General features: G+C 63.1%; 17 protein-coding genes, 6 tRNA genes and 6 pseudogenes. 21 read left to right on the top strand and 8 right to left on the bottom strand.

Annotation, left to right across the window (positions count from 1 at the left end):
* Positions 1–447: YajQ family cyclic di-GMP-binding protein (locus tag C8C95_RS22790; protein ID WP_116750074.1), on the bottom strand; the 447-nt coding region annotated here is incomplete at its 3' end.
* Positions 448–532: 85 nt separating this feature from the next.
* On the opposite strand from C8C95_RS22790, the pseudogene murB reads away from it, so the two are divergent.
* Positions 533–1,605, top strand: a pseudogene (gene murB / locus C8C95_RS22785) (UDP-N-acetylmuramate dehydrogenase).
* Positions 1,606–1,824: 219 nt separating this feature from the next.
* Here the strand turns inward: murB and argG are convergent.
* The 4 pseudogenes from argG to C8C95_RS22765 all read right to left on the bottom strand — a co-directional run bounded on the left by argG (position 1,825) and on the right by C8C95_RS22765 (position 4,676).
* Positions 1,825–3,161, bottom strand: a pseudogene (argG, locus tag C8C95_RS22780) (argininosuccinate synthase).
* Between the two features lie 85 nt (positions 3,162–3,246).
* Positions 3,247–3,488: pseudogene (locus C8C95_RS22775) on the bottom strand (pyrimidine/purine nucleoside phosphorylase); the annotation flags it as partial.
* A 190-nt stretch (positions 3,489–3,678) separates the two neighbouring features.
* Positions 3,679–4,152, bottom strand: a pseudogene (locus tag C8C95_RS22770) (glycine zipper 2TM domain-containing protein); the annotation flags it as partial.
* Positions 4,153–4,288: 136 nt separating this feature from the next.
* Positions 4,289–4,676 (bottom strand): annotated as a pseudogene (locus tag C8C95_RS22765) (arsenate reductase).
* A 60-nt stretch (positions 4,677–4,736) separates the two neighbouring features.
* On the opposite strand from C8C95_RS22765, the pseudogene folC reads away from it, so the two are divergent.
* From folC to C8C95_RS23930, 13 genes and pseudogenes are all read left to right on the top strand, one after another.
* Positions 4,737–6,061: pseudogene (gene folC, locus C8C95_RS22760) on the top strand (bifunctional tetrahydrofolate synthase/dihydrofolate synthase).
* Between the two features lie 22 nt (positions 6,062–6,083).
* A complete protein-coding gene (locus tag C8C95_RS22755) occupies positions 6,084–6,926 on the top strand; it encodes an SPOR domain-containing protein (RefSeq protein ID WP_116747240.1) in 843 nt (280 codons plus the stop codon).
* Positions 6,927–6,951: 25 nt separating this feature from the next.
* Positions 6,952–7,440 (top strand): CvpA family protein, encoded by a 489-nt coding sequence (locus C8C95_RS22750; RefSeq protein ID WP_116747239.1) that lies wholly within the window; start codon positions 6,952–6,954, stop codon positions 7,438–7,440.
* A gap of 78 nt (positions 7,441–7,518) precedes the next feature.
* Positions 7,519–9,024 carry an amidophosphoribosyltransferase gene (gene purF, locus C8C95_RS22745; protein WP_056746391.1) on the top strand — a complete coding sequence of 502 codons (1,506 nt, stop codon included), beginning with the start codon at positions 7,519–7,521 and terminating at the stop codon, positions 9,022–9,024.
* 144 nt (positions 9,025–9,168) lie between these two features.
* Positions 9,169–10,590, top strand: a complete 1,422-nt coding sequence (gene gltX / locus C8C95_RS22740; RefSeq protein ID WP_116747238.1) for a glutamate--tRNA ligase — start codon at positions 9,169–9,171, stop codon at positions 10,588–10,590.
* Positions 10,591–10,655: 65 nt separating this feature from the next.
* Positions 10,656–10,731, top strand: a tRNA-Ala gene (locus tag C8C95_RS22735).
* Positions 10,732–10,763: 32 nt separating this feature from the next.
* Positions 10,764–10,839 (top strand) — tRNA-Glu (locus C8C95_RS22730).
* Between the two features lie 53 nt (positions 10,840–10,892).
* Positions 10,893–10,969: transfer RNA gene (locus C8C95_RS22725), tRNA-Asp, on the top strand.
* 65 nt (positions 10,970–11,034) lie between these two features.
* A tRNA-Ala gene (locus C8C95_RS22720) sits at positions 11,035–11,110 on the top strand.
* 37 nt (positions 11,111–11,147) lie between these two features.
* Positions 11,148–11,223, top strand: a tRNA-Glu gene (locus C8C95_RS22715).
* Between the two features lie 53 nt (positions 11,224–11,276).
* Positions 11,277–11,353: transfer RNA gene (locus C8C95_RS22710), tRNA-Asp, on the top strand.
* A gap of 209 nt (positions 11,354–11,562) precedes the next feature.
* Entirely contained in the window at positions 11,563–12,564 is a 1,002-nt protein-coding gene (locus C8C95_RS23935; protein WP_243415758.1) for an MASE3 domain-containing protein, read from the top strand.
* An 87-nt stretch (positions 12,565–12,651) separates the two neighbouring features.
* Entirely contained in the window at positions 12,652–14,445 is a 1,794-nt protein-coding gene (locus tag C8C95_RS23930; RefSeq protein WP_243415757.1) for an EAL domain-containing protein, read from the top strand.
* A 229-nt stretch (positions 14,446–14,674) separates the two neighbouring features.
* On the opposite strand, the gene C8C95_RS22700 is transcribed toward C8C95_RS23930, so the two are convergent.
* The 3 genes from C8C95_RS22700 to C8C95_RS22690 all read right to left on the bottom strand — a co-directional run bounded on the left by C8C95_RS22700 (position 14,675) and on the right by C8C95_RS22690 (position 17,537).
* Positions 14,675–15,433 (bottom strand): 3-hydroxyacyl-CoA dehydrogenase, encoded by a 759-nt coding sequence (locus C8C95_RS22700; RefSeq protein ID WP_116750073.1) that lies wholly within the window; start codon positions 15,431–15,433, stop codon positions 14,675–14,677.
* A 120-nt stretch (positions 15,434–15,553) separates the two neighbouring features.
* Positions 15,554–16,606, bottom strand: a complete 1,053-nt coding sequence (locus C8C95_RS22695) for an extracellular solute-binding protein (protein WP_116750072.1) — start codon at positions 16,604–16,606, stop codon at positions 15,554–15,556.
* A 382-nt stretch (positions 16,607–16,988) separates the two neighbouring features.
* Positions 16,989–17,537, bottom strand: coding sequence for a phasin family protein (locus C8C95_RS22690; RefSeq protein ID WP_056063715.1), 549 nt, complete (start codon positions 17,535–17,537; stop codon positions 16,989–16,991).
* A gap of 199 nt (positions 17,538–17,736) precedes the next feature.
* Between C8C95_RS22690 and C8C95_RS22685 the strand changes: the two genes are divergently transcribed.
* The 7 genes from C8C95_RS22685 to C8C95_RS22655 all read left to right on the top strand — a co-directional run bounded on the left by C8C95_RS22685 (position 17,737) and on the right by C8C95_RS22655 (position 25,897).
* Positions 17,737–18,669 (top strand): histone deacetylase, encoded by a 933-nt coding sequence (locus C8C95_RS22685; protein ID WP_116750071.1) that lies wholly within the window; start codon positions 17,737–17,739, stop codon positions 18,667–18,669.
* Positions 18,666–19,151, top strand: coding sequence for a thioesterase family protein (locus tag C8C95_RS22680; RefSeq protein WP_116750070.1), 486 nt, complete (start codon positions 18,666–18,668; stop codon positions 19,149–19,151). The genes C8C95_RS22685 and C8C95_RS22680 overlap by 4 nt, the downstream gene beginning before the upstream one ends.
* A 226-nt stretch (positions 19,152–19,377) precedes the next feature.
* Positions 19,378–20,598, top strand: coding sequence for a nicotinate phosphoribosyltransferase (gene pncB / locus C8C95_RS22675; RefSeq protein ID WP_116750069.1), 1,221 nt, complete (start codon positions 19,378–19,380; stop codon positions 20,596–20,598).
* A gap of 66 nt (positions 20,599–20,664) precedes the next feature.
* Positions 20,665–22,077, top strand: coding sequence for a sodium:proton antiporter (locus tag C8C95_RS22670; RefSeq protein ID WP_116750068.1), 1,413 nt, complete (start codon positions 20,665–20,667; stop codon positions 22,075–22,077).
* Positions 22,078–22,094: 17 nt separating this feature from the next.
* Positions 22,095–23,078 carry a D-glycerate dehydrogenase gene (locus tag C8C95_RS22665; protein WP_116750067.1) on the top strand — a complete coding sequence of 328 codons (984 nt, stop codon included), beginning with the start codon at positions 22,095–22,097 and terminating at the stop codon, positions 23,076–23,078.
* A gap of 75 nt (positions 23,079–23,153) precedes the next feature.
* On the top strand, positions 23,154–24,701 hold the full coding sequence (gene rmuC / locus C8C95_RS22660) for a DNA recombination protein RmuC (protein WP_116750066.1): 1,548 nt from the start codon (positions 23,154–23,156) through the stop codon (positions 24,699–24,701).
* Complete coding sequence (locus C8C95_RS22655; RefSeq protein WP_116750065.1) at positions 24,698–25,897, top strand: MFS transporter; 1,200 nt, start codon at positions 24,698–24,700, stop codon at positions 25,895–25,897. Before rmuC ends, C8C95_RS22655 begins: the two co-directional genes overlap by 4 nt.
* Position 25,898: the final 1 nt, after the last annotated feature.

Here is a 25,898-nt window from a genome sequence, read left to right as displayed (position 1 = left end):
CACATCCTTGCGGATCAAGGCCATGGCGGCCTGCAGGTCGTCGCGCTTGGCACCAGTCACGCGCACCTTGTCTTCCTGAATAGCGCCTTGCACCTTGAGCTTGCTTTCCTTGAGCAGCTTCTGGATCTTCTTGGCCAGCTCGCTCTCGATGCCGTTGCGCACCTTGATGACCTGCTTGACTTTGTCGCCGCCCATTTTCTGCACATCGCCCATGTCCAGAAAACGCACATCCACGCTGCGTTTGGTGAGCTTGTTGCGCAGAACATCTTCAATCTGGGTGAGCTGGAAATCAGCATCGCCGATCAGCGTGATGTCCTTGTCCTTGATCTCGATGCTGGCAGAGGTGCCCTTGAAGTCGAAACGGGTGGCGATTTCCTTGGCGGTGTTCTCGACGGCGTTTTTCACTTCAACCAGATTGGCTTCGCAGACGGTGTCAAAAGATGGCATGGTGGGTCTCTATCTCGGGGAAAACAGGTGCAGATATGGGTGCGGATCGCAGGGAGCCAAAAGGCCGGGTGCGACAATCGGGCCAATGGTAGTCGAGAAAAACGCCCCTTTACAGCCCTGCAACACCTTCGGCATTGCCGCGCGCGCCCAAACCCTGGTGCGAGTGCATTCGGTGGACGACCTGCGGGCTGTGCTGGCAGACCCCCAGCTCGCGCCCGCACCGAAATTTGTGCTGGGCGGCGGCAGCAACATCATCCTGACCGGTGACGTGAAGTCCGTCGTGCTCAAGATGGAAATCAAGGGCCTGCGCCTGGTGGGTGAAACGCCCAAGGCCTGGATCGTGGAGGCGGGTGCTGGCGAGGTCTGGCACGACGCCGTGGCCTGGACGCTGGCGCACGGCTATCCCGGGTTGGAGAACCTGGCCCTTATCCCGGCACGGTGGGGGCATCGCCCGTCCAGAACATTGGCGCGTATGGCGTGGAGCTGCAGGACCGTTTTGAGTCTCTCGACGCCATCGACCTGGCTACGGGCCAGTCGTTCAGCCTGGATGCTGCGCAATGCGGTTTGGCTACCGTGATTCCGTTTTCAAGCATGCGCCTTCCGAAGCGCAGGACGGCAGCGGGCTGCCGCGCGGCATGGGTCTGGCAGGCCGGGCGGTGATCACCCATGTGCGCTTTCGACTGCCCAAGCCCTGGAAGCCGGTGCTGGGCTACCTGGACCTGGAGCGCCGCCGCGCCGAGGCGGGGGTGGAACACCCCAGTGCCCAGCAAATTTTTGACTGGGTCTGCGACATCCGCCGCGCGAAACTACCCGACCCTGCCGTGGTGGGCAACGCGGGCAGCTTCTTCAAGAACCCCCACCGTGTCGCCCGACCAGTGCGCCGACATCATCGCCCGCGAGCCCAAGATCGTGCACTACCCCATGCCCGATGGCAGCATCAAGCTGGCGGCGGGCTGGCTGATCGATGCCTGCGGCTGGAAGGGTAAATCCATCGGCAAGGCCGGGGTGTACGAGAAGCAGGCCCTCGTGCTGGTCAACCGGGGGCAGGGCGCTGACAGCGTGACAGGGGGCGAGGTCATGACCCTGGCCAAGGCCATCCAGACGAGTGTGTACGAGCGCTTTGGCATCCGGCTGGAGCCCGAGCCGGTGGTCGTGTAGCGCGAAGTCAGAGGCGACCCCTGCGCCTCGAAAGGGCCGGTGTCGCGCCTGGTACGAGACCCCAATGAAAAAGCCACCCCAAGGGTGGCTTTTGCTCATCTATTGATAGCTGAAGAGGCAATTGCACTAGCGCTACCAGCCATTTTTGCTCCCAATGAGCCGCCAAGCAGCTTCCGGTGGCAACCCGGGAGGCTTGGGGCCCATGGGGCGAGTACCGCCTTACTTGCGGTCGTTGTCCAGCTGCGCCAGGGCTGCATTGCCTCCCAGCGACAGCAGGCCCGCGCGCGAGTACACGCCCAGCTTGCCGCGCGTGTCCGAGATGTCCAGGTTGCGCATGGTCAGCTGGCCAATGCGGTCCAGCGGGCTGAACGGCGCGTCTTCCACCTTTTCCATCGACAGGCGCTCGGGGCGTAGGTCAGGTTGGGCGACTCGGTATTCAGCAGCGAATAGTCGTTGCCACGGCGCAGTTCCAGCGTCACGGTGCCGGTCACGGCGCGGGCCACCCAGCGCTGGGCGGTTTCGCGCAGCATGATGGCCTGGGGGTCGAACCAGCGGCCCTGGTACAGCAGGCGGCCCAGCTTCAGGCCATTCATGCGGTACTGCTCGATGGTGTCTTCGTTGTGGATGCCGGTCACCAGGCGCTCGTAGGCGATGTGCAGCAGCGCGAGGCCAGGGGCTTCGTAGATGCCGCGGCTCTTGGCTTCGATGATGCGGTTTTCGATCTGGTCGCTCATGCCCAGGCCATGGCGGCCGCCGATGCGGTTGGCTTCAAGGATCAGCTCGACGGGGTCGTTGAACTCCTTGCCGTTCAGCGCCACGGGCTGGCCTTCGTTAAAGGTCACGGACACTTCCTCGGCCTTCACTTCGACCTCGGGCTTCCAGAACGCCACGCCCATGATGGGGTTGACGATGCGGATGCCGCTGGACAGGAACTCCAGGTCCTTGGCCTCGTGTGTGGCGCCCAGCATGTTGCTGTCGGTGCTGTAGGCCTTCTCGGCGCTCATCTTGTAGCCAAAGCCGGCCTGCGTCATGAACGCCGACATTTCGGCGCGGCCGCCCAGCTCGTCGATGAACAGTTGGTCCAGCCACGGCTTGTAGATCTTGAGCGAGGGGTTGGTCAGCAGGCCGTAGCGGTAGAAGCGCTCGATGTCGTTGCCCTTGAAGGTCGATCCGTCGCCCCAGATGTTGACGTCGTCCTCCTTCATCGCGGCCACCAGCATGGTGCCGGTCACGGCGCGGCCCAGGGGGGTGGTGTTGAAGTAGGTCAGGCCGCCGGTGCTGATGTGGAAGGCGCCAGCCTGCAGGGCGGCAATGCCTTCGTGGGCCAGTTGCGTGCGGCAGTCCACCAGGCGGGCCTTCTCGGCGCCGTATTCCATGGCCTTGCGCGGGATGGCGTCGTAGTCGGGCTCGTCGGGCTGGCCCAGGTTGGCGGTGTAGGCGTAGGGCACGGCGCCCTTGAGCTTCATCCAGTGCAGTGCGGCGCTGGTGTCCAGGCCGCCGGAGAAGGCGATGCCGACCTTTTGGCCGAGGGGGAGGTTCTGGAGGATGGTTGCCATGGAGTCTTCTTCAAAAATGATAGCTGCCAGCGCATTGTGGACTAACGCTAGAGGCCAAAATCAATCAAATTTCAGCCCGAACATCTCAGCCGAAATGGCAGATGTAGTGGTAGGCCTCGGTCACGCGGATGTCGAACTTGGAATTGCCGGGCACGCTGAACTTCTCGCCTGCGGACGATTTCACCCATGCATCGGTACCGGCCAGCTTGTATTCGCACGAGCCCGCCACGCATTCCATGATTTCAGGGGCGCCGGTGTTGAACGTGAGCGTTGCGGGCAGCACCACGCACCGATGCCGTCCGGGAAGGTGATGCCGGCCACGCATTTCCGTGTTTGTTGTTGGGTGTCGACAAGGGAACAGCAGCCGTCCCCCGGGGGGTGGTGCACGCCGGTAGGGGCTCGCCGCCCTATTCGCAATCACCGTGGGGGGATCCCAAACCAGGGTAGGTCTGGTACAACCGTGGGTCACCCGGTTGCACTTGTAAACACCCTGGGCCGCATACGGGTCGGGTTGTGTGGAATAGGTCTGGCCAGCGGGCTGCACATTCACCGGGATCCAGCGGCCTGGGTCGTTCTGGGTGCGGGTGGTGTACTGGCGGCCTGCGTATTCATACACCACGTTGTAGCCTACGGTACGGTTTTCGTAGTACGTCTCGGTGGAGCAACGCTGCACGTTCTGGTACTGCGGCTGGCCGTTGCCCTCGATCTGGTTGCCTACTACGGCGCCACCCAGCACCCCGATGGCGGTGGCTGCTGCGCGACCGCTGCCCTTGCCGATGGTGTTGCCCACAGCGCCCCCGGCAATCGCGCCAATCACAGCGCCGGCGCCCGTCGTGCGGTTGCCGTTGTAGACGGTCTCGTTGCCACACACCTGCTGCGGAACGCCGACCTGCTGAATGATGGGCGTGGCAGACAGCACACGGCCTTGTTCCTGAGCGCTGGCCACGACGGCGACGGCTGCCAGGGCAGAAAAAATGACGATCTTTTTCATGGAGAAACTCCTTTCGGGTCGGTACATAACGCACCAGACTGCGGAAAAGTTTAGGGCCCGCAAGGTCAATTCGGGGCCCGGACGCCGTAAATCTGCGTAAAGATTTGTGCGATTTTCCCGCGTTCCCCGTCCCAAGTCAGCCCTTGGATGCGCCATTCGGCCCGCCAGGCCACTGCTCCGGCACAAATCCGACGGTCACATGCAGGCCATGGGGGCGTCCTGCCACTGCACCACGGGGCGCTTGATCACACTGGGTTGTTGCTGCATCAGCGCACTGGCGCTCGCGTCGTCCTGCACCGATGCCTGTGTGGCTGAGTCCAGCTTGCGCCAGGTGGTCCCTTGACGGATTGACCAGCTTTTGCCAGCCGACTGCCTTCAACCAGCCAGGGAGCAGCTCAGGTGGGAACGCCTTGCTTTTTGAAGTCATGAAACTGGACTTCCAGCCCTTGTTCTGCAAACCAGGCGCGGGATTTTTTGACGGTATCGCAATTGGGGATGCCGTAGACGGTGATGGCGGTATTCATGCCGCGCATCATCCTCGAAATCGCGGGGTGAATGCTGGCTCGGCGACAATCCCCGGCTGTATGCAAACCAAACCCCACACCCTGGAAGGCTGGCTGCGCCATTGCGAGCAGCTGCACCCCCGCAACATTGATATGGGCCTGGATCGGGTCGCCGAAGTCGCCCGCCGCATGGCGCTGCGGTTCGAGTGCCCGGTGATCACGGTGGCGGGCACCAACGGAAAAGGATCGACCTGCGCCATGCTCGAAGCGGTGGCGCTGCAGGCGGGTTATCGCACCGGCGTGTACACCTCACCGCATTTGGTGCACTTTGAGGAGCGCTGCCGTGTGCATGGCGAAATCGTGTCGGCGGCGGACCTGGTACCCCATTTCGAGGCGGTGGAGAGCGCCAGAACCCAGAACGGCAACGAGGTGTCTCTCACCTACTTTGAGTTCACCACCCTGGCCATCCTGCGATTGATGAGCCATGCGTTGCTGGATGTGGCAATTCTCGAAGTCGGCCTCGGAGGGCGCCTGGATGCCACGAACGCGATCGACACCGACTGCGCCATCATCACCAGCATCGATATCGACCACACAGAATTTCTGGGCCCGGACCGCGAGAGCATTGGCCGCGAAAAGGCGGGCATCATGCGCACGGGGCGCCCAGCCATCGTGAGCGATCCCATGGCGCCGCAGAGCGTGGTCGACCACGCGCGGGAGATCGGCGCCGATTTGTGGAGTTTCGGGCGCGATTTCAATTTCTCGGGCGACAAGCAGCAGTGGAGCTGGGCTGGCCGGGGGCGGCGCTATGCCGGGCTGGCCTACCCATCGTTGCGGGGGCCAACCAGCTGGTGAACGCCTCGGGCGTGCTCGCCGCTTTTGAGGCATTGCGCGATCGGCTGCCGGTGACCGCCCAGGCCGTGCGCAACGGCATGGCCATGGTGGAGTTGCCGGGACGCTTTCAGATTGTGCCGGGGCAACCGACCCTGGTGCTGGATGTGGCGCACAACCCGCACTCCGTGGCGGCGCTCACGGCCAACCTGGATGCGATGGGGTTCTTCCCCGTCACCCACGCGGTGTTTGGCGCCATGGCGGACAAGGATCTGGCGCCCATGCTGGCCAAGGTCGGGCCTCTGGTGGACCGTTGGTATTTCACCGATCTGCCCACTCCGCGCGCTGAGTCGGCCGCCGTGTTGCAGCAGAAGTGGAATGCCGTGCATATGGTGGCGGGCGGTCGCCGGGACGTTGCATCCAGCTTGCATGCCGACCCACTGCAGGCCTTGCAGGCGGCGGTGGCCGCCGCAGACCCCGCTGATAGAATCATGGTCTTTGGCTCGTTCTACACGGTGGGGGGGGTGTTGATCAATGGAACACCCCGCTTGCACGCCAAACATATGGGCGCTTGAGCGCCTCACGAGTCCTTAGTCCATGGCATTTTTCAAGTTCCGGTGGCCCGGTCAGGGTGAGCAGCAACAGGCCGAAAAGCCGTCCAAGCGCCCGCGCACACCACAGGCTGAGAGCATCGAAGTGATGCGCCGCCGCGCCCGGCACCGTTTGATCGGCGCTGCAGTGCTGGTACTGGTGGGGGTCATCGGGTTTCCGTTGCTGTTTGATACCCAGCCACGGCCTATCCCTGTGGACATTCCCATCGAGATCCCAGACCGCAACAAGGTGGCTCCCCTGGTGGTGCCTGCTCCAGTGGCTGAAACTACCGCGGCCAAGCCTGCTGCGCCCTCCACCCCAGAGCCAGCGCCGACGGCTGCTGCGCAGCGGCCTGCGCCCTCGCGCACTGCCGCAGCCAATGGCTTGGCGGATGGTGAAGAACTGGTGCCTAGCGCTCGTACTGCAGCGGCCAAACCTGCGCCAGCCCCAGCGGTTGCCCCCCCAAAGCCCGAGGTGAAACACGAGGCCAAGCCGCCTGCTGCTCCCGCACCTTCTCCCGTCCCTGAACCCAAGCCTGCACGTGCTGACGATTCGGCACGTGCCCGCGCCCTGTTGGAAGGCCGCAGCACCGAGGCGCCAGCCGTCGTCAGTGCCGAGGAGGCGCGCTTCATTGTGCAGGTGGGGGCCTTTGCAGATGCCGAAAAGGCCCGCGAAGCACGCACCAAGGTGGAACGGGCGGGTCTCAAGACCTATACGCAGGTGGTGGACACCAAGGACGGAAAGCGCACCCGGGTGCGTGTGGGTCCGTTCACCAACCGGGCAGAGGCAGACAAGGCGGCGGCGCGCATCAAGTCGCTGGACCTGTCGGCGTCGGTGCTCACCCTGTAAACATTCATCAGGCTGCCGCTTGTCCATGGCTGCGTTGGATTGGGTGTTTGTGGCCGTGTTGCTGGCCTCCATGCTGATAGGTGCGTGGCGCGGACTGGTGTTTGAAGTGCTGTCGGTGTTGGGCTGGGTGGCGTCTTTTTTTGTGGCGCAATGGTTTGCGGCCGATGCAGCGGCCTTGTTGCCCATGGGTGGGTCGGGCGAGTCGCTGCGGTATGCAGCCGGTTTTGTCGTGGTGTTTGTGGCTTCGGTTTTTGCCTGTGGTTTTCTGGCATGGCTGGCCAAGAAGCTGGTGGAAGCTGTAGGGCTGCGCCCGGCGGACCGCACCCTCGGCGCCGTCTTTGGTGTGTTGCGCGGCCTCGTTTTGTTGCTTGCTGTGGCCGTGGTGGCTGGCATCACCCCCGTGCAAGAGGCACAGTGGTGGCAAGAGTCGCGGGGCGCGCCGGTCTTGGCCGAAGTGCTCAAGGGGTTGAAACCGGCGCTGCCGGACGAATTTGGAAGGCATCTGCCTTCGTGAGATCGAAGCGGCAGCGGCCAGAAGCTGCTGCCGTTGGATGACCGCGGGGCTGTTCCCGCAAACGGATGGAATACAACTATGTGTGGAATCGTCGGCGTCGTCAGTCCTGCGCCCGTCAATCAGCTGATTTATGACGCTTTGCTGCTTTTGCAGCATCGTGGCCAGGATGCTGCTGGCATCGTGACCCAGCAGGGCCGCAAATTCTTCATGCACAAGGCCAAGGGCATGGTGCGCGACGTTTTTCGCACGCGCAACATGCGCGCTCTGCCGGGCAATGTGGGGCTGGGCCAGGTGCGTTACCCCACCGCCGGCAACGCCTACAGCGAAGAAGAGGCGCAACCGTTTTACGTCAATGCCCCGTTCGGCATCGTGTTGGTGCACAACGGCAATCTGACGAACGCCCGCGAACTGCGCACCGAGCTGTTCCAGACGGACCACCGCCACACCAACACGGAAAGTGATTCGGAAGTCCTGCTGAACGTGTTTGCGCACGAACTGGAACGCGCCACGCGGGGCGTGCCTCTGCAGCCCGAGGACGTTTTCACTGCCGTGCGTGCGGTGCACAAGCGCATCAAGGGTTCCTATGCTGTGATCGCGCTGATCGCAGGCCACGGTCTGCTGGCCTTCCGCGACCCGCACGGCATCCGCCCGCTGGCCATGGGCCGCAGCCAGGACGGCACCGTGATGGTGGGCAGTGAGTCGGTGGCGCTGGAGGGCACCTCCCACGTGTTCGAACGCAACATCAATCCGGGCGAAGCGATTTTCATCACGCTGGACGGACAGGTTCACGCCAGCCAGTGCGCAGAGAACCCGCAGCTCAACCCTTGCATCTTCGAGTTTGTGTACCTCGCGCGGCCCGATTCGGTGCTTGACGGCATCTCGGTCTACCAGGCCCGTCTGAACCTGGGTGAAGCCTTGGCCAAGCGCGTGGTGTCCACCGTGCCGCCCAACGAGATCGATGTGATCATCCCCATCCCCGAGTCCAGCCGCCCCAGCGCTACCCAGCTGGCACATCTGCTTGGCGTCCCGTACCGGGAAGGTTTCGTCAAGAACCGGTACGTGGGCCGCACCTTCATCATGCCCGGGCAGGGCGTGCGCAAAAAGTCGGTGCGCCAGAAGCTCAATGTGATTGGCAGCGAATTCAAAGGCCGCAACGTGCTGCTGGTGGATGACTCTATTGTGCGCGGCACCACCAGCCGCGAGATCGTGCAGATGGCACGCGACGCGGGGGCCCGCAAGGTGTACTTGGCCAGTGCGGCGCCGCCCGTGCGCTACCCCAACGTGTATGGCATCGACATGCCCACCAGCAGCGAACTGGTGGCCCATGGCCGCACGGTGGAAGAGATTCGCCAGGCCATCGGCTGCGACGCTCTCATCTATCAGGATGTAGATGGCATGAAGAGGGCTGTGGGTGCGCTCAACAGTGCGATTGTCGGGTTCGATGCGTCGTGTTTTGACGGCGTGTACGTGACGGGTGACATCACTGCGGAAGGGATTGCCAGCCTGAATGAGGGGCGTGTAGGTGCAGAGGAGGGCGAGGAAGATACCTCGCGCCTTGCTTTACCCAATGCGCAGGAAGCGTAGCCAAGGGCTTGCCCAGCCACCGCAGACCATCGCACGCGATGCTGTGCCCCCGGTTGTGCGCGTGATGCCCTAGCCGGGTCTGGCTGCGCCCCACGGATTGATCCTAGTTTGAACTGGCCCCATGGAGGGCCAGCATTGATTGTTATGACTGACACCACTGCCACCAGCACGGGCCGCATACGCACCCGTTTTGCTCCGTCTCCCACCGGCTTCATCCACCTGGGCAATATCCGCTCGGCGCTGTATCCCTGGGCGTTTGCCCGTGCCACGGGGGGGGATTTCATTTTGCGCATCGAGGACACCGACCTGGAGCGCTCCAGCCAGGCGGCGGTGGACGTCATCATCGAGGGCATGGCCTGGTTGGGTCTGAACCACGACGAAGGCCCGTTCTATCAGATGCAGCGCATGGATCGCTACAAGGCGGTCCTGGCAGAGTTGCAGGCCGCCGGTCACGTGTATCCCTGCTACATGAGCGTGGCTGAGCTGGATGCGCTGCGCGAGCGGCAGATGGCTGCCAAGGAGAAGCCTCGCTACGACGGCACATGGCGTCCTGAAGTCGGCAAGACCTTGCCAGCCATTCCTGAAGGCGTACAGCCGGTGCTGCGCTTCAAGAACCCACAGGGCGGCGTTGTGGCCTGGGACGACAAGGTCAAGGGCCGCATTGAGATCAGCAATGATGAGCTGGATGACCTGGTCATCGCACGGCCCGATGGCACGCCCACCTACAACTTCTGCGTGGTGGTCGACGATATCGACATGGCGATCACGCACGTGATCCGAGGCGATGACCATGTGAACAACACGCCGCGCCAGATCAACATCTTCCGCGCCCTGGGTAAGGAACCCCCGGTGTATGCCCACTTGCCCACTGTGCTCAACGAGCAGGGCGAGAAGATGAGCAAGCGCAATGGTGCCAAGCCGGTGACGCAATACCGCGATGAAGGTTATCTGCCCGATGCCATGGTGAACTATCTGGCGCGCCTGGGCTGGAGTCACGGCGACGATGAGATCTTCAGCCGCGAGCAGTTTCTGCAGTGGTTCAACCTCGACCATCTGGGCCGCAGCGCTGCGCAGTTCGATGAAGCCAAGCTGCGCTGGGTGAATGCCCAGCACCTGAAAGCCATGGCTGACGACGCTTTGGCCGCGCTGGTTGCTCCGCAATTGCAGGCGCGCGGTGTTTCGGCTGAGGCGCTGGCCGACGGGCGTCTGCCCCGGATCTGTGCGCTGTTCAAAGACCGGTGTGACACCACCGTCGTGCTTGCCAACTGGGCGCAGGTGTTCTATGGCGACGTGACTCCGGTGGATGCAGAGCGCGCTCAGCATGTCACGGATGCCATTGCGCCCGCTCTGGACGCACTGGCTGAAGCGCTGTCCGCCTGCGAGTGGGACAAGGCATCCATCAGCGTGGCATTCAAGCAGGTGCTTACCGCTCAGGGTCTGAAGATGCCCCAGCTGGCAATGCCTGCGCGTGTCCTGACGGTCGGAACCGCCCACACGCCATCGGTCGATGCTGTGCTGGAACTGGTCGGACGTGAAAAAGTTATAGCGCGTTTGCGAAACCGCTAAAAATCTGTCTATAATTCAAGGCTCAGGTGATGACAACAAATACAAAGTGTTTGAAGTCATTCAGTGGGGGTATAGCTCAGCTGGGAGAGCGCTTGCATGGCATGCAAGAGGTCATCGGTTCGATCCCGTTTACCTCCACCACGTCGCTTGATAACGGTTAGTTCCAAGGTTTTGACCCTATCGTCTAGAGGCCTAGGACATCACCCTTTCACGGTGAGTACCGGGGTTCGAATCCCCGTAGGGTCGCCAAGTTTGTAGCACTTGGCTTGTGTTGATAAATACAAGCGAAAAGCTGCCTGCCAGGAGTGGTAGTTCAGTTGGTTAGAATACCGGCCTGTCACGCCGGGGGTCGCGGGTTCGAGTCCCGTCCACTCCGCCAGTCATAAGCCTTTGCAGTTCTTTTGGGTGCACTGGTTTTTTCTTTGGCATTAGCCAAAGAAGTTTGGGGGTATAGCTCAGCTGGGAGAGCGCTTGCATGGCATGCAAGAGGTCATCGGTTCGATCCCGTTTACCTCCACCAAATTTGTTAGTGGTAGTTCGGTTAGTTCCAAGGTTTTGACCCCATCGTCTAGAGGCCTAGGACATCACCCTTTCACGGTGAGTACCGGGGTTCGAATCCCCGTGGGGTCGCCAAGTTTGTAGCACTTGGCTTGTGTTGATAAATACAAGCGAAAAGCTGCCTGCCAGGAGTGGTAGTTCAGTTGGTTAGAATACCGGCCTGTCACGCCGGGGGTCGCGGGTTCGAGTCCCGTCCACTCCGCCAGATATCAACCGCTGCAGTCGCAAGGCTGCAGCGGTTTTTTTATGCCTTGTTTTGATACGCCCTGCGCTGGCAGGCTGTGCAGGCAGCGTGAGGCGGGGCCGCTATTGGGATTCGACCTGTTACAAGTGGTGGGGCCTGTGCAAGAATCGTTGGTACCCGGCCGCGCCGCCATGCCGCTCAGGCGGTCCTCACAGATCCATCCAGCGCCCATGAACCTTATTCGGCTGCAGATCCACTCACAGCACCTGGCCAGCTTCAAAGCCGTGGCGCCGGTGCTTTCCCTGTTAACCGGTGGGGTGATCGCAGCGTGGGTCTATTTTTCGGTGGCCAGCCCACAGCGGGTGGGGCATTACCTCACGTTGCACCAAGTGCTGGAGACGCTGTCCATTGCAGTGTCTGCCCTGGTGTTTGCGGTGGGGTGGAAGGCGCACAGTCTCAATCCGCAGCGCAACGTGCTCATCCTGGCCTGCGGCTTCCTGGGCGTGGCGATCCTGGATTTTTCGCACATGCTGTCATTCGCCGGCATGCCCGACTACATCACGCCCAACTCGGTAGCCAAAGGCATCAATTTCTGGTTACCCGCCAGATACCTGGGGGCGCTGACGCTCCTGGCTGCGGTGACGCTGCACTGGCGCGTGCCTGGCGATGCGGCCGCACCCGGCCCTGGCAGATTTGTGGTGCTGATGCTGGTATTGGCTGCAGTGGCCGCCATTCATGCTGTTTTCTTCTGGTTTCCTCAGTGGTACCCGCAGACCTATGACGCCCAGGGGCTCACGCGGTTCAAGATCGCCTCCGAGTACGGCGTGGTGGCCTTGTATGCAGCATCGCTGGGCGCGCTGCTGCACTGGGCGCGGGAGCGTGCTGCCTTTGATGTGGCCAGACTCTTCGCGGCCGTGTGGGTGATGGCCCTGAGCGAATTCTTTTTCACGTTCTACATCATCGCTACCGATCCATTCAATCTGCTGGGCCACATATACAAGGTGGTGGGGTACTACTACCTCTACCGGGCCATCTTTGTGGGCACCATCGAGGCGCCGTATCGGGTGCTCAAGCAGTCCGACAAAGCCATGCGCGCTGTGCTGGATGCAGTGCCCGACCTGATGTTCGAAGTGACCCGCGATGGCCACTACGTGCAGATCCATACCCGCCAGCCCGAGCTGTTGCTGATGCCAGCCAGCGAGGTGGTGGGCCGCTCTATCCACGACATCTAGCCCCCAGCGGCCGCAGCGGTAGCCCAAGCTGCGATCAATACGGCGGCTAAACAGGGCCTGGCCCGTGACTTCCAGTACGCGCTGGACTTGCCCGATGGCAAGCACTGGTTTGAGCTGTCTGTGGCGCGCAAGGTGATGGACGATGAAGCGGACGATCACTTTGTGGTGCTGTCGCGTGACATCACACAGCGCGTTCAGACGCTCGATACTTTGCGCAAGCTTCGCCATGCCGTGGAGCAGGCGCCCAATTCCATCTTCATTGCGGGCGCTGATGGCAACATCGAATACGTGAACCCTGCGTTCACCGCCACGACGGGCTACAGCCCCGAGGAGGCGATAGGCCGCAACCCGCGCCTGCTCAGCGCAGGGGCCACGCCAGCCAGCGTGTATGCTGACCTGTGGGCGCATTTGACGTCAGGCCGTCCGTGGCGCGGCGAGTTCGTGAACCGGCGCAAGGGCGGGGGCGAATACAACGAGTCCGCCATCATCTCGCCACTGCACGACGAGCAGGGCCGAATCACCCACTACTTGGCCGTGCAAGAGGACGTGACGGAACGTCGGCGTGACGAGGAGCGCATCCGCAAGCTGATCAACTTTGATGCGCTGACAGGCTTGCCCAATCGCATAATGTTCGCCTCCCGTTTCAGCCAGGCCCTTGCACTGACCCAACGCAGCGGCCATCAGCTTGCCTTGTTGTATCTGGACCTGGACCACTTCAAGAACGTGAACGACTCGCTGGGTCACCAGGTGGGCGATGGGTTGCTGATCGAGATTGCGCACCGTTTGCAGTCGGTGGTGCGCGAGGAGGACACGGTGTCCCGACAGGGCGGGGACGAGTTTGTCATCGTGCTGCCGCTCACCGATGCCCAGCAGGCAGCCCACGTGGCCTACGAGCTACAGGCACAGGTGCGCCGCATCTGCAAGCTGGAGCATCACGAGCTGGTGGTCACGTCATCGATCGGTATTGCGATGTACCCCGAAGATGGTGGTGACTTTGAAACCCTGGCGCAGCGCGCCGACGCAGCAATGTTCCGCGCCAAAGAGTCGGGGCGCGACACCTACCGGTTCTTCTGGGCGGACATGCAGGCACGGTCGCTCAGGGTGTTGCACATCGAGAACGCTCTGCGCAGCGCCCTGGTGCAGGGCCAGCTGACGCTGCACTACCAGCCGCAAATCCGGCTGAAGGACCGTCAACTGGTGGGGGTGGAGGCCCTGCTGCGCTGGACCCACCCCGAGCTGGGCGCCGTCAGCCCGGCCGAGTTCATACCGGTCGCCGAGAGCAGCGGCCAGATTCTGGGCATCGGTGAATGGGTGCTGCGCACTGCGCTGGCCCAGGCCCGGCAATGGCGCGATGCTGGCCACACCGAGCTGGTGGTGGCGGTGAACCTGTCGATGGTGCAGTTTCGCCATCCGGGTCTGGTGGACATGGTGGGCCGGACGCTGGCCGACAGCGGGGTGCCGTCGCAAATGCTGGAGCTGGAGCTGACCGAGAGCATCGCCATGGATGCGCCAGAGCAGGTGATTGCCATCGTGCGGCAGCTGTATGACCTGGGTGTTCAGCTGTCCATTGACGACTTTGGGACCGGGTACTCGTCGTTCAGCTATATCCAGCGCCTCAAGGTGCACAAGCTCAAGATCGACCAGTCGTTTGTGCGGCATTTGGGCGACGACCCCAGCGCTCCCCATATCGTGCGGGCCATCATTGGTCTGGCACAAAGCCTGGGCCTGGAAACCATTGCCGAGGGCGTGGAGACGGCTGCGCAGCGTGACGTGCTTTGGGGACTGGGCTGCGACACCGGGCAGGGCTACCACTTCAGCCGCCCAGTGCCAGCTGCCGACTTGGAGGAGCTTCTCACCCAAGGCCACGCAGTCTTGGGTTGAGGAGGCGGGAGACCGAGGTAAGCCACCGCCACAACGAAACCGCCGCGTTGTGAGCGCGGCGGTCGGGTGGGCATCAGCAAAGTGTTTGGCTCTTGGTAGCCCTGCGGCCTTTCCGGGCCCCTTGTGGACGACTTTTTGTGCCAAATAGGCACCATGCGCTAGAGGAATGTGCCTGAGGTGCTATTGAAAGAGTAGCATTCAGACATGCCTCTTTAACTCAATCCCCAGCTCAGCGTGGTGCCAGGCGAATGGCACCGTCCAGACGGATCACCTCGCCATTGAGCATGTCGTTTTCGAGGATGTGGCGCACCAGCTTGGCGTAGTCCTGCGGGGTGCCCAGTCGGCTGGGGAAGGGCACGCCAGCGGCCAGCGCGTCCTGCACTTCTTGCGGCATGCCAAACAGCATGGGGGTGCCGAAGATGCCGGGCGCAATGGTCATGTTGCGGATGCCGTTGCGTGCCAGGTCACGGGCAATCGGCAGGGTCATGCCGACCACGCCGCCCTTGGAGGCTGCGTAGGCGGCCTGGCCGATCTGGCCGTCATAGGCGGCCACGCTGGCCGTGGAGATCAGCACGCCACGTTCGCCGGTGGATTCCGGCTCGTTCTTGCTCATGGCCTCGGCGGCCAGGCGGATCATGTTGAAGCTGCCGATCAGGTTGACAGTGATGGTCTTGCTGAACAAGGCCAGCGCATGCGCACCGTTCTTGCCCACCGTCTTCTCGGCGGGGGCGATGCCGGCGCAGTTCACCAGGCCCACCAGTTTGCCCAGCGACACGGCCTTGGCCACCACGGCCTGGCCGTCTGCCTCGTTGCTCACATCGCATTTCACGAACGCGCCGCCGATTTCCTTGACCACGGCTTCGCCTTTTTCTGCCTGCATGTCGGCAATGACCACGGTGCCGCCCTGGGCGGCCAGCATGCGTGCCGTGCCTTCGCCCAGGCCCGAAGCGCCGCCGGTGACGATGAATACCTTGCCTTGGATGTCCATGGTTGTCTCCAGTAAGTGACGTTAACGTAAACGTCAATTATGGCGCATCTCCTCACCGTGCTGAACGCGAAAAAAAGCCCGGACCAGGCCGGGCTTGTGGTGGGTGAGGGCAGGGGCAGCTTACTGGAAGCCCACGCGGTCCAGCATCTGCTGCACCTTGGTCGTGTTGGCGCCCACCGCGCTGATCGGGATGGTCTCGCTCTTGAAAGGCTTGCCGCCGGTCATGGCCTTGAGGGCCGGGTTGTCCAGTGCCACGCCCTTGGCAGCAGGCCACTCGTTGTTGCCGTTTGCAAAATAGTTCTGTGCCTCGGGGCTGGCCAGATATTCAAGGAATTTGATGGCGTTGGCCTGGTTCTTGGAGTGCTTGGCCACCGCGCCGCCGGCGATGTTCAGGTGCGTGCCCCAGGATTCCTGGTTGGGGAACACCACGCCCACCTTGTTGACCACAGCCACGTCTTCGGGCTTGTTGGAGCGCATCATGCGCGCCAGGTAGTAGGTGTTGGTCACGGCGATGTCGCACTCACCCGCAGCCACGGCCTTGATCTGGTCGGTGTCGCCGCCCTTGGGTGGGCGGGCCAGGTTGGCCACCATGCCCTTGAGCCAGGCTTCGGCCTTCTGCTCGCCCATGTGTTCCGTCACAGCGCCGAACAGGCTCAGGTTGTAGGGGTGCGAGCCGGAGCGGATGCACAGCTTGCCCTTGTTCTTGGGGTCACCCAGTTCTTCGTAGGTGTCCACATCGGCCTTCTGCATCTTGACCTTGTTGTAGACGATCACGCGCGCGCGGGTGGACAGGCCAAACCACGAGATGCCGCCGTCCGCTGCCGGCTGGCTGCGCAGATTAGAGGGGATGGCATCGTTCAGTACCTTGGACTGGATGGGCTGAAACAGGCCATCGACCTCCCCCTTGTACAGGCGGGCTGCGTCCACCAGCAGGATCACGTCGGCGGGCGAGGCGGTGCCTTCGGCCTTCAGCCGGGCCAGGATGCCGGCATCGTCCGCGTCCACGCGGTTGATCTTGATGCCCGTGGCCTTGGTAAAGCCGGTGTACAGCGCTTCGTCGGTGGAGTAGTGGCGGGCCGAGTAGAGGTTGACCACTTGTTCCTGGGCGTGCACGGCGCCTGCAGCGGCGGCCAGGGCACAAGCGCTCAGCAAGGCTTTCACAGTCTTCGACATGGGTTGCGTCTTTCGGGGTTGAAACTGCGTCAATGATAAAGCAAACGCGAATTATTCTTGATCAATGTCTTGTGCAAAGGCCGGATTTCGGGTCCGGGTTTGAGGTGGCGCAAGGGCCGCATGCCGCGGATGCCGGAACACCGCAAAAAGATCGGTTCGCCGCGCGGGCCCGTTCCCACGCTTGCGGCCTGTGGGTGGTCAGGCCAAAAAAAAGCCCGGTCGTAAAACCGGGCTTTAAAAGGATCCTTGAAACGGGGGTTTCGAGAGGATCCAAGGAGACAACTGAGGCGCTGTAGACAAGGTCAGCAGCGCATGGGTTGAATTATCAGGGTATTCCCTGAACACGGCCTAGAGGTTGCACTCCAGACCGCAGGTAGGGCGATTAACGCTTGCGGGGAGCGGCGGTCTTGGCAGCGTTGGCAGCGGTGTTGGCCACGGCGTTGAAGTTGGCTTCAGCCACATCAGACGCTTGCTTCACAGCCTTTTGTACCGACTCAAACGCGTTGTTGGCGGCAGACACGGCGCTCTTCATCACGGCCACAGCGGTTTCGGAACCGGCGGGGGCGTTCTTGGCGGCGCTGTCCACCAGATTGGTGAAAGCCTTCTGTGCGTCGGTGGCCTGGGCTTCGAAAGCCTTGCCGAACTCAGCGCCCGTGCCCGAAGCGATGTCGTACAGGTGGCGGCTGTAAGCGGCGGTCTTTTCAGCCAGGGGCTGGAACAGGCCAGCTTGCAGGGCCAGCAGTTCTTGTGCGTCCTTCACGCCCAGCACGGCTTGCGTGTGGTTGGCGGCTTCGGACAGGGCAGCGCGCGAAGCGGTCACGTTCAGTTCGACCAGCTTTTCCACGCCTTCGAAAGCCTTGGTGGTCAAGCCAAACAGGGTTTCGATGTTGGCCTTGTGGGATGCCAGGATTTGTTCTGCGGTCAGCGACATGTCATATCTCCTAAAAATGAGGGCCCAGGGGGCCGGGTGGTTCACAGACATCTGCGCTGACCTTGACCTGTTGGGTCATGTTGCAGTGCAGCATGGGTTGAATTTTAGGGACTTGCAGCGCTATTGCAAGGGCTTTTTGTTGCACTGCAGCAAATTAGACACGATCACCCAGAAATCCCCGGCTTGCCACAATTGCGTCATGCACGCCTACTACGCCGACCACTTCGTGTTGCCTTTGCCGGATGGTCACCGCTTCCCCATGGCCAAATACCGCATGCTGCGCGACCGGATCGCCCAGCACCTGCCTGACGTGCTGTTGAAAGAAGCCCTGCCAGCATCGTATGAGGCACTGGTGCGGGTGCACAGCCCGCAGTACATCGACGCCATCGCCCAGGGCACGCTGGCGCCCGCCGCGCAGCGGGAGATCGGGTTTCCCTGGAGTCCTGCCATGGCAGAGCGCGCTCGCCGCTCGGTGGGCGCTACTCTGGCGGCCACCCGCGCCGCCTGGCGCGAGGGTGTGGCCGGCAACCTGGCTGGTGGCACCCACCACTCGTATGCCGACAAGGGCAGTGGTTTTTGTGTGTTCAACGATGTGGCGGTGGCTGCCCGGCAGGCACAGGCCGATCACCTGAACGATGGATCGGGCTGGCCGCTGCAGGTGGCGGTGATCGACCTGGATGTGCACCAGGGCAATGGCACGGCCCATATCTTTCAGGGCGACGACAGCGTGTTCACCCTGTCGCTGCATGGTGCACGCAACTTTCCTTTTCGCAAGGAGCCGAGTGACCTGGACGTGGAACTGCCAGACGGATGCGCAGACGACGACTACCTGCACGCCCTGGACCAGGCCCTGGAGGCGCTGGACCATCGCTGCAAACCGGACCTGGTGTTTTATCTAGCGGGGGCCGACCCCCACGTGGGCGACCGCCTGGGTCGTCTCGCCGTCACCCACGACGGGCTGGAGGCACGCGACCGGCGGGTGTTTGACTGGGCCTGGCAGCGGCGCATTCCCACGGTGTTCGTGATGGCGGGCGGCTACGGCAACGACCTGGAGGACACACTGCAGGCGCAGCTCACCACCTGGCGCGTGGCCTGGCAGTACCACCAGCGCTGGCAGAATGTGCGGCCATGACCTCTGCCGCCAGCCCCTCTCCCGTCGCTTCTTCCGCACCGGTCCGCCCGGCTCCGCAGCCGCGCAGTGCCTACCCCTTGTTCCGTCCCATCACCACGCGCTGGGCCGACAACGATGTGTATGGCCATGTGAACAACGTCGTGTACTACAGCTGGTTTGACACCGCCGTGAATGCCCACCTGATCGACCAGGGCGTGCTGGACATCCATGCGGGCCAGACCATTGGCCTGGTCATCGAGACCCAATGCAATTACTTCGCGCCACTGGCGTTCCCGCAGACAGTGGAGGCTGGCATCCGCGTCGCGCGGCTGGGTGGCTCCAGCGTGCGCTACGAGGTGGGCCTGTTTGCGCAGGGTGAGTCACTGACGGCGGCGGCAGGACACTTCATCCACGTGTATGTGGACCGCGAGACCCGTCGCCCAGTGGCCGTGCCAGACGCGTTGCGCAAGGTCTTGCAGGCGCTGGCCGTACCCAGCGCATGAGTGGTTGCATACCGTTGTCACTGATTTGATAGCAAAAGGCTCAGGTGGAATGTGCGCCCGAGCCCTGAACAGCCTGAATAGCGGGTGGCGGCAGAGCATCGGCTGAAGCCGCCCCCAGGCCGCGCACCGAGTGCCGTGATGGCCTACACTTTGCGGCTTTATTGTCCGGTCTGCGGCCGGAGCATCGCGTGCCCAGCGTGCGCGGTTTCTGAGGCGTGCCCTGTCCATGATCATCACCAGCCTGCTCGACACCGACCTGTACAAGTTCACCATGATGCAGGTGGTGCTGCACCAGTTTCCGGGCGCGCAGGTCGAATACAAGTTCAAGTGCCGCAACCCCGGCGTGCAGCTGGCGCCGTTTGCCAACGAGATCCGCGACGAGATCCGTTCGCTGTGCAGCCTGCATTTTCAGGACGCCGAACTGGCCTACCTGCGGTCGCTGCGGTTCATCAAGAGCGACTTCGTGGACTTTCTGGGGCTGTTCAGGCTCAACGAGAAATACATCACCGTCGTGCCCCAGCACAACGGCGAGATCGACATCACCATCCGCGGGCCCTGGCTGCACACCATCCTGTTCGAGATCCCGGTGCTGGCCATCATCAACGAGGTGTACTTTCGCAACACGCAGAAGGTGCCCGACTTTCCGGAAGGCCGCCGCCGTCTCGATGCCAAGATTGCGCTGCTTCAGGGCGAGGGCCTGTCCGACCTCAAGATTGCCGACTACGGCACGCGCCGCCGCTTCTCGCGCGCCTGGCACGAGGAAGTGCTGCGCGTGCTGGTGGCACGCCTCGGCACCGGGGACCGCCGCCCAGGTGCGCCCGCAGGTCCCGGGCAGTTTGCGGGCACCAGCAACGTGCTGTACGCGATGAAGCTGGGCGTGACCCCCCTGGGCACCATGGCGCACGAATATCTGCAGGCCTGCCAGGCGCTGGGCCCGCGGCTGCGCGATAGCCAGGTGTTTGGCTTCGAGATGTGGGCCAAGGAATACCGGGGTGACCTGGGCATTGCGCTGTCGGACGTGTACGGCATGAGCGCCTTCCTGCGCGACTTCGACCTGTATTTTTGCAAGCTGTTCGATGGCGCCCGCCATGACAGCGGCGACCCGTTCGCCTGGGGCGAACGCTTGCTGGACCACTACCGCAAGAACCGCGTGGACCCGCTGACCAAGACGCTGATCTTCAGCGATGCGCTCACCATCCCGCGCACCATCGAGCTGTACCAGCAGTTCCGGGGTCGCTGCCAGCTCGCGTTTGGTATCGGCACCAATCTGACCAATGACCTCGGCAGCCCGCCTGCCCATGAGCCTTTGCAGGTCGTCATCAAGATGACGCGCTGCAATGACCAGCCTGTGGCCAAGCTGTCGGACACGCCGGGTAAGGGCATGTGTGATGACGAGAAGTACCTGGCCTACCTGCGCCAGGTGTTTGATATCCCTTCGCCGGTGTGACCGTGCCCCGCAGGTGCCATGGCCCTGCGTCCCCTGATTTTTAGCAATGAGACGGAGACAAGAACCATGAAATTTTCGCGCGGGCTGGCAGTGGCCGGCCTACTGGCGGCGTTGCCGGGTCTGGCACTGGCGGCCGATATTGATGGCAGTGCGTTGTCAGTGCTGTGGGGCGTGCCCTTTGCCGGTATTCTGCTGTCGATTGCCTTGATGCCGCTGTTGGCGCCCATCTTCTGGCACCACCACTTTGGCAAGGTCGCAGCCGGTTGGGCGCTGGCTTTTCTGGTGCCGTTTGCGCTGGTGTTTGGCCCCGGCGCGGCGGGCGCGAGTTTTGTGCATGCGCTGGTGGCCGAATACATTCCGTTCGTCATCCTGCTCACCGCGCTGTTCACCGTGGCGGGGGGCATCTACATCCGGGGCAACCTGCATGGCAGCCCGGCGCTCAACACGGCCATCCTCGCTATTGGCGCGGTGCTCGCCAGCGTCATGGGCACCACGGGGGCGTCGATGCTGCTCATCCGCCCGTTGATCCGCGCCAATGACAACCGCAAGCACACAGCGCATGTGGTGGTGTTTTTCATCTTCATCGTGTCCAACGCCGGGGGCTCGCTCACGCCCTTGGGTGACCCACCGCTGTTCCTGGGCTTCCTGAAGGGCGTGGACTTCTTCTGGACTGTGAGCCACATTTTCCCCGAGACCCTGTTTCTGGTGGGCTCGCTGCTGGCCATCTTTTTCGTGATGGATTCCTGGTACTACCACCGGCGCGAAGAGGTGCTCAGGGCCGACCCCTCGCCCGACACCAAAGCCATCGGCTTTGACGGCAAGGCCAACTTTGCGCTGCTGGGCGTGGTGGTGGTGCTGGTGCTGCTGAGTGGCCTGTGGAAGTCGCAGGTGGCGTTCACCATCGCCGGGGCCGAGGTGGGGCTGCCCGGCATCGTGCGGGACGTGGGCCTGATTCTGGTGGCACTGGTGTCCCTGCGCATCACGCCCAGGCAGGTGCATGAAGACAACCAGTTCAGCTGGGGCCCCATGCAGGAAGTGGCCAAGCTGTTTGCGGGCATCTTCCTCACCATCATCCCGGTGATCGCGATGCTCAAGGCGGGCGTCAATGGCCCCTTTGGTGCCGTGGTGTCCGCCGTCACGCGGCCGGACGGCACACCCGATCCGGCCATGTACTTCTGGGCGTCCGGGCTGCTCAGCTCGTTCCTCGACAACGCGCCGACCTACCTGGTCTTCTTCAACACCGCCGGGGGCGACCCGGCCGTGCTGATGACCACCCTGGCCCCCACGCTGGCCGCCATCTCAGCGGGCTCGGTGTTCATGGGTGCCAACAGCTACATCGGCAACGCGCCCAACATGATGGTCAAGGCCATTGCCGAAGACCGGGGCGTGAAGATGCCCAGCTTCTTTGGTTACATGCTGTGGTCCGGCAGCATTCTGGTGCCGCTATTTGTGGTGATGACGTTTATCTGGTTCCGTTGATTGGAGTTTTGAGCGCTATGAGCAAACCTCGCATCCTGGTCGCCCGCGCGATCTTTCCTGACATCGTGGACCGCCTGCGCCAGCATTTCGATGTGGAAGACAACCCCGACGACGTGATCTGGACTCCGCAAGAGCTGGCCGCGCGCCTGGCTGACAAGGACGGGGTGCTGACCACCGGCAGCCAGCGCATCGACGCCGCGCTGCTGTCCGCTGCGCCGCGTCTCAAGGTCTGCGCCAACATGGCCGTGGGCTACAACAACTTTGACGTGGATGCCATGACCGCCGCTGGTGTGTTGGGCACCAACACGCCCGATGTGCTGACCGAGACCACGGCCGACTTTGGCTTTGCGCTGCTGATGGCCACGGCCCGCCGCATGACCGAGAGCGAGCATTACCTGCGAGCCGGGAAGTGGACCAAGTGGAGCTACGACATGTTCGCGGGCAGCGACATCCACGGCAGCACGCTGGGCATCATCGGCATGGGCCGCATCGGGCAGGGCGTTGCCAAGCGCGGGGCGCATGGTTTTGGCATGAAGGTGGTCTACCACAACCGTTCGCGCCTGTCGGCCGAGCTGGAGGCCGAATGCAAGGCCACCTACGTGGGCAAGGATGAGTTGCTGCGCACCGCAGACCATGTGGTGCTGGTGGTGCCCTACACGCCCGCTTCGCACCACACCATCGGCGCGGCCGAGCTGGCGTTGATGAAGCCCACGGCCACGCTGGTCAACATTGCGCGTGGCGGCATCGTGGACGACGCTGCGCTGGCTGTGGCCCTGCGCGAGCGTCGCATTGCGGCGGCGGGGCTGGATGTGTTTGAAGGCGAACCCAGCGTGCACCCCGATCTGCTGACCGTGCCCAACGTGGTGCTCACCCCGCACATTGCCAGCGCCACGGTGCCTACCCGGCGCGCCATGGCCAACCTGGCGGCGGATAACCTGATTGCCTTCTTTGACGGGCGGGGGCCGCTCACGCCGGTGAATCAGCCCTCCACTCTCCGTTGATGCGGGATTCTGGGTCCAATCGACCGGATGCGCTAGTCAATCATGCGCTGATAGCTATCAAAAATATAGTAAATCTTGGCCACTGACACACTTGTTCTCTTGGCGGCGCTGGCACTGGCGCTGGTCCTTCTGGTGGTGCTCTTGTTGCGCCGTCCCCGCGTGGACCTGCCGCCCGAGTGGCTGGCACGCCTGCAGTCGCTGGAGCAAACCACACAGGCGACGCAGATTGCGGTGGCCAAGAATGACGGCGCGCTGGACGGCATGGGCCAGCAGCTGCGTGGCTTTACCCAGACCACACAGTCCACGCTGGAAACACTGCGCCAAGCCGTGGACGAACGCCTGGCCCAGGCCGTGGCCGAATCCCGCAACGGCCGCGCCGAGCTGTTGGCTGCCTTTGGCGTATTCGAGGCGCGGCTGGAGCAGCGCCTCACGGCCCTGGATGCGGCCACACGCCTCACGCTCGATTCGCTCAAGGGCGATACCCAGTCGCAGCTGGGAGTGATGTCGCAAGCGCTCAAGGACCAGCTCGAAGCCAACGGCTTTCAGATCAAGAACCAGTTTGCGGTGCTGCAAGACGCCGTGTCGCAGCAGCTCACCGGGCTGGTGCAGGGCAGCCAGCACAACGCCGAGCAACTGCGCACCGCGCTCAACGAGCGGCTGGCCGCCATCCAGGCCGACAACGCCACCAAGCTTGAAGAAATGCGCCGCACGGTGGACGAAAAGCTGCACGCCACGCTGGAGCAGCGCCTGGGCGAGTCGTTCAAGCTGGTGAGCGACCGGCTCGAACAAGTGCACAAGGGCCTGGGTGAAATGCAGACCCTGGCGGGCAGCGTGGGCGACTTGAAGCGCGTGATGACCAACGTGAAGTCGCGCGGCACCTGGGGCGAAATGCAGCTGGGCGCCATCATCGACAACGTGCTCACGCCCGACCAGTTCGCGCGCAACGTCAAGACGGTGCCGGGCAGCGACGAGCTGGTGGAGTTTGCGATCCGCCTGCCTGGCAAGAGCGACGAGCACCCGGTGTGGCTGCCCATCGACTCCAAGTACCCCGTGGAGCAGTACCAGCGCCTGCTGGACGCGCAGGACGCGGTCGACAAGGCAGCCATCCTGTCTGCAGGCAATGCGTTCGAGACGTCGATCAAGCTGGAGGCCAAGAAAATCTTTGCCAAGTATGTGTCGCCCCCACACACCACCGACTTCGCCGTGCTCTACCTGCCCACCGAGGGCCTGTTTGCCGAGGTGATGCGCCGCCCCGGCCTGGTCGAATCCGTGCAGAACGAGTGCCGCGTGATGATCACCGGCCCGGCCAACCTGGCCGCCATGCTCAACAGCCTGCAAATGGGCTTCAAGACACTGGCGATTGAAAAGCGCTCGTCCGAGGTGTGGAGCCTCTTGGGCATGGTCAAGACCGAGTTCGCCAAGTTTGGCGACGTGGTCGAGGCCACCAAAAAGTCCATTGACGCCGCCGCCAAGAAGTTTGACGAGGTAGGTGTGCGCACCCGTGCCATCCAGCGCAAGCTGCGGGATGTGCAGGACCTGCCTGCGCCCGACACAGCCGTGCCGCTGGCAGGGGCCAGTCCATCGGCATTGCCTGGTTTGGATTCCGAGGACGACCTGCCGTGAACTGGGCCCTGGCGCGCCTGATTGCGGGGCAGATCTGCGTGCACGCCTGCATGGCGGGCATGCGACTGGCGGCGCCACTGCTGGCGCTGCGCGAAGGCCACAGTGCAGCAGCCGTGGGGGTGTTGCTGGCGTTGTTCGCACTCACGCAGGTTTTTCTGGCCTTGCCCGCAGGGCGCTATGCGGACCGGCACGGCTTGAAGCGCCCCGTGGGCTACGCGGTGGCCCTTGCATCGGCAGGGGCTGCGCTGGCGCTGGTGTTTCCCGTCTTTCCGGTGTTGTGTGTGGCTGCGTTGATGACCGGTGGCGCCACCGGGGCCGCCACCATTGCACTGCAGCGCCACGTGGGGCGCGCTGCGCACGACGCCACGCAACTCAAGCAGGTGTTCAGCTGGCTGGCCATCGGGCCTGCGGTGTCCAATTTCATCGGGCCGTTCTGCGCGGGGCTCATGATCGACAACGCGGGCAGTGCTGCGGGCAGTACCGAGGGCTATCGCGCCGCCTTTGCCCTGATGGCGGTGTTGCCCCTGCTCACCTGGTTCTGGGTGCGAGACACGGTCGAGCTGCCGCCCGTTATTGCCGCCGCGGGCGGCCCCCCGCAGCGCGCGTGGGACCTGATGAACGAACCTCCGTTTCGCCGCCTGCTGCTGGTCAACTGGATCTTGTCCTCGTGCTGGGACGTGCACACCTTCGTGGTCCCGCTGCTGGGGCACGAGCGGGGCCTGTCGGCGTCCGTCATCGGCTCCATCCTGGGGGCGTTTGCGATTGCCGCTGCCGTCATCCGCGTGCTCATGCCCATCGTGGCCGAGCGGCTGCGCGAGCGGGTGGTGGTGGCGGGGGCCATGGTGGCAACCGCCGTGCTGTTTGGTGTGTACCCGCTGCTGCACAGCGCGCTGGCCATGGGCGTTTGTTCGGTGCTGCTCGGGTTTGCGCTGGGCTCAGTGCAGCCCATGGTGATGAGCCTGCTGCACCAGATCACGCCGCCAGCGCGCCACGGCGAGGCACTGGGCCTGCGGCTCATGGCCATCAATGCATCCAGCGTGCTCATGCCCATGCTGTTTGGATCGGCCGGGGCCGTGATTGGCGTGGGAGGGCTGTTCTGGGTGGTCGGCTGCGCCGTGGGCACGGGTGCACGCACAGCGTGGCGCATGGGTGAAAACCACCCTCCTGAGTCCCCCAAAAAGGGTAAACAGGTGTAAA

Origin of the sequence: Acidovorax sp. 99 (genome assembly GCF_003096455.1) — a bacterium.
Classification (GTDB): Bacteria; Pseudomonadota; Gammaproteobacteria; order Burkholderiales; family Burkholderiaceae_C; genus Acidovorax; species Acidovorax delafieldii.
Note: the sequence above shows the minus strand (reverse complement) of the source record. Positions and strands in the feature narration are given on the sequence as shown.

Coding starts and splice junctions, on each gene's coding strand:
- C8C95_RS22755 (WP_116747240.1), top strand. CDS start 6,084: ATGGCATTTTTCAAGTTCCGGTGGCCCGGTCAGGGTGAGCAGCAACAG.
- C8C95_RS22750 (WP_116747239.1), top strand. CDS start 6,952: ATGGCTGCGTTGGATTGGGTGTTTGTGGCCGTGTTGCTGGCCTCCATG.
- purF (WP_056746391.1), top strand. CDS start 7,519: ATGTGTGGAATCGTCGGCGTCGTCAGTCCTGCGCCCGTCAATCAGCTG.
- gltX (WP_116747238.1), top strand. CDS start 9,169: ATGACTGACACCACTGCCACCAGCACGGGCCGCATACGCACCCGTTTT.
- C8C95_RS23935 (WP_243415758.1), top strand. CDS start 11,563: ATGAACCTTATTCGGCTGCAGATCCACTCACAGCACCTGGCCAGCTTC.
- C8C95_RS22700 (WP_116750073.1), bottom strand. CDS start 15,433: ATGGACATCCAAGGCAAGGTATTCATCGTCACCGGCGGCGCTTCGGGC.
- C8C95_RS22695 (WP_116750072.1), bottom strand. CDS start 16,606: ATGTCGAAGACTGTGAAAGCCTTGCTGAGCGCTTGTGCCCTGGCCGCC.
- C8C95_RS22690 (WP_056063715.1), bottom strand. CDS start 17,537: ATGTCGCTGACCGCAGAACAAATCCTGGCATCCCACAAGGCCAACATC.
- C8C95_RS22685 (WP_116750071.1), top strand. CDS start 17,737: ATGCACGCCTACTACGCCGACCACTTCGTGTTGCCTTTGCCGGATGGT.
- C8C95_RS22680 (WP_116750070.1), top strand. CDS start 18,666: ATGACCTCTGCCGCCAGCCCCTCTCCCGTCGCTTCTTCCGCACCGGTC.
- pncB (WP_116750069.1), top strand. CDS start 19,378: ATGATCATCACCAGCCTGCTCGACACCGACCTGTACAAGTTCACCATG.
- C8C95_RS22670 (WP_116750068.1), top strand. CDS start 20,665: ATGAAATTTTCGCGCGGGCTGGCAGTGGCCGGCCTACTGGCGGCGTTG.
- C8C95_RS22665 (WP_116750067.1), top strand. CDS start 22,095: ATGAGCAAACCTCGCATCCTGGTCGCCCGCGCGATCTTTCCTGACATC.